Here is a 7,431-nt window from a genome sequence, read left to right on the forward strand (position 1 = left end):
TCGCTGATCCCGCGCAGGTCCGCCTTTGTCGCGTCGGCCTTCACGTAGCGACGGAAATTGGCGAGCGTCACCCCCTTCATGGTGGCGCCGCCGGGATCGGCCGGATTGTCCGACCAGCCGCCTTCCGATTTGAGAACAAGCGCAAGCGCCCGCGCGAAGTTGCGGTCCATGGTGATGGTTCCTTTGAAGATTGGTCGGCAGGGGCGACGAGGAATTTCACGATCGAGGAGACGAGAAGACCGCACGCGGCACGTCAGTCGATGCGCAGAGCGATGCTCAAATGATGATCAAGGCAAGAACTCCGAGCCGATGAAGGGCGCAAACCGGGCAAGCCGTGGATATGAGTTAGGCGCCTTGCCAGCGGCTGGACGAGCGAGTTTCAGTACTGGGATCGGTGCGCCGAAAAAAACGGCGCGGCGCGGTTATACGAGCATACAGCGTCACGAGCACCACCGGGAGCAAAAGCATCGGCATCATGGCGACCCGGTTGTAGTAAGGTAGTCCGCTCGCCAACATGTAGATAACGGTCATGAGGATACAATATTTTCCCAAGCGCTCATCTGACTTCTTTGCCGCCCTCTTGATCAACAAGACACTTGCGACGCATTGAACTAGCGAATAGGCAAAAAACAAAGCCTTAAACCCTACCCGATAACTCATAAACACGTCGGAAGAGTACTGAGTGTACAGACCTACCTGCGCCAAAATCGGGCCGATTATTATATTGGAAATACCAGAGATGGAGTTGGTAATGTAGCCCGCGAAAATCAAGGAAACTACGCCAACGATAAATTTTCCTGAGCGAGGAACAAAATCTGCCAAGACATAGATTGCAACGAATAGAATAGCGCTATAGTGACTACCAATCGCCAAGGCGGCAAAGAAAATTGCTCGGTACTTCTTGCCGTCATTGATCGCTAGGAAGAATGCGAGAATGAAGATAAGCGAAAACCCTTGACGCAACGTGTTTTGGCCCAGTTGCTCGAACCATGGCAGCATGATTAGGCCGACAGTCGATATCGCACCTAGCACTACGCTATCGCTTTGTCTGACCGAGTAAAGATAGTAGACTGAAACCATGACCATGCTGTTGGCTAGCATGCTGTCAGAGATAGAAAACCCCAGGTTGGCGTATATCCAATGCATGGCGATGAATACGGGCTCGTGCGCCACAGCCGTCATATAGACTAGGAACGTTGCCCTGGTCGCATAGGCGAAATCTCTCGAGTAGGCGACAATATCGCCTTCCAAAGCATATGAGACATAATTCGCATAGTCGGTTCGAGAAGCCGCGAAGAAGAGCACCGGGGCTAGAAAGACCAACGTGGGGAACCAGAGTTGGCGAATGGACCGCATTCGAACGCCTCTTTGATTCTTGGCGACAGGTGCAATAGCACCCTTCATTATTATCATACGAAACGCAAAATGCTGACGCCCTCCAAATAAAGTTGCCGGCCAGCGCCACAGCAGCGGGTCGGGGTCGGTCTGGAAGGCGAGCTCGACCACGCCCTGTTTGGGAATATGCTCGGAGATCTGGCCGACATCGTCCGAAGCAAACCGGCTTTGCGCCGTCTGCGTCAACTCGGCGATCGATTTGCGCGAGCGCGTGACATAGAGGAACGACTGGCCAGCATCGACCGGACGGATGCGGGCGCAGCCGAAGGTACGCGAGCGCCGGTTCTTGAACGAGGATGGCGTCAGCGCCTCGTCGATGCCCGAGCCCGAAAGCGCGCGTATGCCGCCGCTGGTGCCGATAAGCAGCGCGCCATCGCTGTCGGCGATCCAGACGATGTCGTTGGCCTGGCCGCCGCCGGCCTGGACGAACTCCAGCGCGTCGTCGTCCTTCTCGCCCAGCGCGAAATTGTCGAAGTCGCCGGTTGCCGAGGCATAGACGGAGAACTTCCGGCTGAAGGCCAGGCGTTCCTCATAGAGTGAGCCGCTCTCCACATACTTTCCGGGCACGAGCGTGCCGAGCCGCCAGCGGGATATCGGGCTGAGGTCCGGCAGGGCATGGCCATACATGCGGATCGTGACGATTGTGGTACTGGTGCGCGCTGCGATCTTGGCCCAGCGCCAGCGGCCATCGGAAGCGTAGAGGCGAATAGCGCGCCCGACATCCGAGGTTTGGAACCCTGCTCCATTGTTGATGCCAACGATCGAGGAAGCCGTTAGGTTGAACGGCGTCATCAGATCGCCGTCCTCGTTTGGCGCCCATTCGGCGAGGGCCGCATTGGTGCTGTCCGGCCCGCCACCACCTTCGAAATCCAGCCGCAGATATTCGAACGGCGTCCTATTGGAGAATTCGAAATACCGGCGTTCGGAAGCACTCCATCCTGTCTGGCCTTGCCGCGAGTCGATCGTAACCCAAGTGGAGCCGTCGTTCGAGCCCTGCACTTCCCACTGGGTCGGCATGTCCTCTGCTCGACCGGCCGCACCCGGTGCTTGGATCCAGTAGGCATTGCACACTTTTTGCTCGGAACTTGCCAGCCGGTACTGAACCCATGCCCCGGTTCCCCCGGTGAGCACGCTCATCGTCTTGCTGTCTTTGTCGAACAACTGCCAGGCATCGCCCGTCGCATTCAAGCTGGACACCGTGCCGCTTGGGACGGTCAGGCTGCTCATCTTCGGAACAAACGAACCGTAGCTGGCGGGCGTCAGCGTTGTCGCGGTGTCATTGATCGGATCATAGGGGCCGTCGGCGATCTCGTAATCGGCGAGCGCCCACGCCGTGTGCGCGGTGCGTGTCAAAACCTTCGGCGGATAATCCCGGTGGATGATCCACATCTGGTCGGCCGACTGCACATAGGCGAGTTCGAACAGATCCGCCTCGAGATAGGGCGAGGCAACTTCCACCGTGCCGACGCGCGCGCCATAGGCATAGACCCGGATATACTGGTCGCCGAATTCGAGCGCATAGGCCTGGTCGGCCGAGAAGATGAACGGGATCAGCCGCGTCTTCTTCGCCGAAATCTTCACCTCGCCGGCGAAGTAGGTGCCGCCGCGCTTGCGGATGCCGCCATGCGGCAGGGTGACGAAGTTCTCGCACTTCGACAGCGCCGCCCGATAGAAGTCGAGCGAGGCGCGCGCATGCAAGCGCGGCGAGATTTCGCCGCGGGTGAAGACGTCCTGGACCGGATAGAGCGTTGTCATCAGCGAAAAGCCCTCAAAGCATGTCGCCCAAAAGCGTGAGGCAGTTTTGGGCCAACGACATGCGCAAAATCAAAAACGGGAGTCGCCGCGCTGGCTGGCCCAGGAGGCGGTGTAAAGCCGGCCGCCGCGCTGGATGGCGTTGGCGGTCAGCGCCGCGTCCAGCGCCCGGTCATAGGCCGAGCGGGCAATGTCGATCATGCCCGACTTGTGCGTCAGCGGATGCGCCACCTTGATGGCAAGGGCGGCCACCAGCACCTCGGTGAACAGCGCGTCCCAATCGTTGGGGTCGGTGAGGTTGGCGACGTAGCAGATGGTCAGCGGGCCGGACCGGTCGGAATAGATCAGCCCCGCCTCTTGCCGCCAGGAGATCGGCACGCCGTCCGGTTCGCCATTATGGGTCAGCGGCAGCGGTCGCAGGCAGTCGGCCGGCAGTTCGTACGCGAAGTTCAAGGTGCAGTTGTCACCGCCGGTATCCGCGCCCACTACCGTGGCGCGCAGGATCGCGAACACCCAGGCATATTTGGTCAGTTCAGCTTCCCGGGTGAGATCAAAATGCAGGTTCAAGAGCCGTGCCGCCTTGACGTCCTGATCGAGACTGTCGATCGGCGCCTCGTCGAGCACGGCGAGCGCCATGTTGGCGATATCGAGCGGGGTGATGGCCATGGGTCAGGCCTCCGTCAGCGGGGTTGATCGGGGAATCGTCGCTTCCACGGCGAAAAGGCCGCGTGGTTGGGCATTTTCTGGTGCAGCTATCGCCGCTTGCGGACAGGGCTGCCGAAGGGGTCGGCTTCGCCAAGCTGGCCGAAAGGCACCGCCGCGACAGATCCGTAGGCGTATCGGGCTACGTCTATCGGGCAAGTTGTGCGGGACCCGAAACGCGCTCACAATTCAGTTTTCCGAAGCACAGTACGCTTCAAAAAGCTTGCTGATATTGCTATCGGATTGTTTGCCGATACCCGTCTTCCCCCCGAAGCCCTGTCGGCAGACGAGGCGGATTCTGTCCCCGGATCCGCCTTTTTCATGTGCGAGGTATCGGCATTTCCACAGGCCGGTTCCGCCTTCGGGCGGACGGTCACGGGGCGGGCGCTCATCGCCCCCGCCCCTCGCCCAAGCCGATCAAGCCTCGGTGGTCTTCAACGCAATGAACGTCATGGTCTTGACGCTCGACGCCGTGCGGTCCCAGTTCGCCGCCAGCGCCAGCTCCGCATCGGTAGCGAATTCACCGGCCGAGGAGGCGTCGAGGAAGCGCGTGCCGGGCACATGCGGCACAAAATGCCGGCGGCCGACCATTTCCGTCACGCCGCCGCCATGGCCCTGGCGAGGCTTGCGGTCGAATTCCAGCGGGCCGCCTTCGGTGTTGACCGGCAGCTCGTTCCACAGGATCGCCTTGTCCTTGAACATGAAGGCGGTGTAGACGCCCGCAGCCTGCGGAATGTCGTCGTCAACGACGGCGCGAAGCCCCATATAGTAGGGGATCAGCGGCCCGCCCTGTTCGGAGGACGGCACATAGTCGATCAGGTCGGCGAGCTTCAGCGCCTTCATCTGCTTGGAGTGCATCCAGATCGTCTTGAACTTGTCCGCGCGGTCGCCCATCAGATAGGCGGCCTCGATGATGTCGGTGTCGACGATGGAGGCGCCGGTGGTGCGCACCAGGTCGCCTCCGTCATTGGCGATGTTGTCGGCGACGACACCCTTCAGGATGCCGAGCAGGGTCAGCTTGTTGGCGCGCTGCCAGTACTCGGTCTGCCGCTTGACGATCAGTTTTTGCGGATCGTCGCCCGCCAGGATCGACGTCAGGTCCGGAACGCCCCACGCCTGGGCGCGGACATTGCGGGCGGCGACCTCGCGGCGCGAGCCGATCTTCTTCATCTCGATGGAATCGGCCGGATCGTCATTGACCGGTTCGGACGGGTCGTTGCCGAGGTCCTTCCAGCCGGGCATGTCGACCGAGCGGCCGCCCATCGACAGTTTCGAGGAGATGGCCGGGTCGGAAAACAGGATTCCGGCCTGGTAGATCTCGAGCGACTGGACATGCTCCTCGAAAGCATATTGCGCATAGACGGACGGAACGATCGCGTCCGCGATACGGGTGTAGGCATCTGCCATTTTTTCTCTTCCTTCAGGTTTGGGTTTGTTGGTGACGCCCCCTCACCCAGCCTCCGCTTCGCTCGGCGACCTCTCCCCGGCGGGAGAGGAGACCTGAGACGGCGGTGCAGCCTCTTCTCCCCACCGGGGAGAAGGTGGCCGTGTAGCGGCCGGATGAGCGTGAGGTCGGCGGCCGTGGCTATTACTTCATGACGCGCGCTGTCCTCTTCCGGCGTAGCACTATCGGCCTTGGGCGAGGACTCTTTGACTCTGGCCAAAACGGCCTCGTTCGACATGCCACGCATGCTGTAGAATTGCCGACTGACATCCATTGCTTGGCGGAAGGCTTGGAAGCGCCTGACGCCTTCGGTGGCGCCGTAGAGAGCGATGAACTGCTCCGGAGTCTGCGCGGGGCCGGAATAGGTTCCAGTGTCCCTGATAGACCTTGGTGCGTTCTGTTCTGCCAGGCCGATGCTGGTTCGTGTTTCGACCTGCCGCGCGATCTCAGCGGTCCGCGCTTGCTGGGCCAACGCTGACCTGTCGTGAGGCGGGATGTCGTCCCGGAAAACCTGCACCGATCGCTCATATGGCGCCGGCTCGCCAACGTGATCGTTTCTTGGCACCACAGAACTTGTGGTATTTGCCTGCGAGCTACCAACGGCCTCGGCGGTATCGTCCTTTGTCCGGCTTCCAGCCTGCGCCGCACCCAGCATCTCGACAGCGCGCTTCGGATCCTGGGCGATCATCGCCTGGACCAGCGCCTTGGCCGTGTTGGTGCGCCAGGCGACTTCCGCCGCTTGCCTGGCGAGCGGATTGCCGATCTTGGCGATCAGGTCGAGCCCGCTCTGCCGGACCGCCTCGAAGTTTGCGGTGTCGCTCGGGTCGTTTTGCGCGATGGCGCTGGTCGAGATGTTGTCAACCTTGGTCCACTCGGCCAACTCGTAGTCCTGACGCCGCTGAAGCTGCCGCTGCGCCGCGCGCCAACCGCGCGCATTACCTCCTTCTGCCTAGCGAAGCTGGCGCGCTGGCTCTCGGGCATGTTCGGCAGGGCGTCGTCGAACAGCGTGTCGAACAGGCCAGTCTTGACCACCCGACCGTTGCGCAGATCGACCTGGCCGTACATCGTCTCATGCAGGCCGGCGCCGTCGGCCGGCGCGTTCGCCGCTACCTCGTCTTCGGCTTGCGCGATCCGGCTGGTGAACCGGTGGCGCGCCAGCTCGGCGTCGAACGCCTCCTGCTGGTCCTTCATCTGCCGGTAGCGTTCGGCGACAGCGGAAAGCTGGTCGCCAAGACCCTGCATGGCGCCGCCGATCGGCGATCCCTGCGGGTATTGCACCGCATTGCCGGTATCGAGCCGGCGCTGGGCAATGGAGAGGGGGATGATGCTGACCATTGGCTGTTTCCTGCGCAACTGGCTTTGAACAAAAGAGCGCGCGGCGCTGGCGATCACGGCACGGCCGGTCGCACGCTGGCTGTCCGCGTTCGCGGGTTTTGTCGGATCGACTTTTTGGAGAAATCCTGGAGCAGCGGTGCTGCCTGGGTGGGTCAGTGGACCTCGTCGGCAGCGCGACCACGTCGTGGGGCCGCAGCGACCGCTACTGGCCCCTTCTCCCCGTTCAACGGGGAGAAGGTCCCGGAAGGGGGATGAGGGGCAGCGCTAAGTTTCGATATGCTGGCGCCGCTCCTCACCTGCCTGCCGGCATCCTCTCCCCGTAAACGGGGCGAGGGACGCAGCTTCAGCGCCTACCCCTCCGCCCGCGCCGCTTTCTCCAGCGCCGCAAGCTGCGCCTCATCCAGCGTCAGAAACCCCATAATGTGCTGCACCACCTCGGCCCGCGCATTGCTTAGCGCGCTGTGCAATTCGAACCCGTTGGGCGTCCTGGTGCGTGCCATCCACTCGCCATAGGACGGACGCCGGTAATAGCCGGTCGTCGCCGCGAGGTCGGCCAGCACCATCTCGCCATCCTCGCCGGAAAACACCCTGAGATACGCCTTGGCCAGCGCGTCGCGCGCCCTGGCAGGACTGCCGGCCTGGCCGGAATGGGCGAAGCGTTTCCGGCTCATGCGCCGTTACCCGCCGGGCCGACGGGCTGCCCGCCTTGACCACCGCCGCCCAGCATGTCTTGCAACCCGTCGAGCAGGCCGCTGTCGCGCGCCTGCTCGACGGGTTGCAAGACATGCTGGGCGGCGGTGGTC

Annotated in this window: 6 protein-coding genes; all 6 read right to left on the reverse strand. The window is 62.0% G+C overall.

Annotated features, from left to right (window positions below):
- Window positions 1-170, reverse strand: a 170-nt coding sequence (locus EN993_RS27910; protein ID WP_281040579.1) for a glycosyl hydrolase 108 family protein, incomplete at its 3' end; no start/stop codon positions are given.
- Window positions 171-345: 175 nt separating this feature from the next.
- Window positions 346-3,150, reverse strand: a complete 2,805-nt coding sequence (locus EN993_RS27915; RefSeq protein WP_127265374.1) for an EpsG family protein — start codon at window positions 3,148-3,150, stop codon at window positions 346-348.
- Between the two features lie 69 nt (window positions 3,151-3,219).
- Window positions 3,220-3,813 carry a hypothetical protein gene (locus tag EN993_RS27920; protein ID WP_127265375.1) on the reverse strand — a complete coding sequence of 198 codons (594 nt, stop codon included), beginning with the start codon at window positions 3,811-3,813 and terminating at the stop codon, window positions 3,220-3,222.
- A 453-nt stretch (window positions 3,814-4,266) separates the two neighbouring features.
- Entirely contained in the window at window positions 4,267-5,256 is a 990-nt protein-coding gene (locus EN993_RS27925; protein WP_127265376.1) for a Coat protein, read from the reverse strand.
- An 808-nt stretch (window positions 5,257-6,064) separates the two neighbouring features.
- A complete protein-coding gene (locus tag EN993_RS27930) occupies window positions 6,065-6,628 on the reverse strand; it encodes a hypothetical protein (RefSeq protein WP_206532427.1) in 564 nt (187 codons plus the stop codon).
- 350 nt (window positions 6,629-6,978) lie between these two features.
- Window positions 6,979-7,299 (reverse strand): hypothetical protein, encoded by a 321-nt coding sequence (locus EN993_RS27935; RefSeq protein ID WP_056592073.1) that lies wholly within the window; start codon window positions 7,297-7,299, stop codon window positions 6,979-6,981.
- Window positions 7,300-7,431: the final 132 nt, after the last annotated feature.

It is taken from the genome of Mesorhizobium sp. M7D.F.Ca.US.004.01.2.1 (assembly GCF_003997785.1).
Taxonomy (GTDB): domain Bacteria; phylum Pseudomonadota; class Alphaproteobacteria; order Rhizobiales; family Rhizobiaceae; genus Mesorhizobium; species Mesorhizobium loti.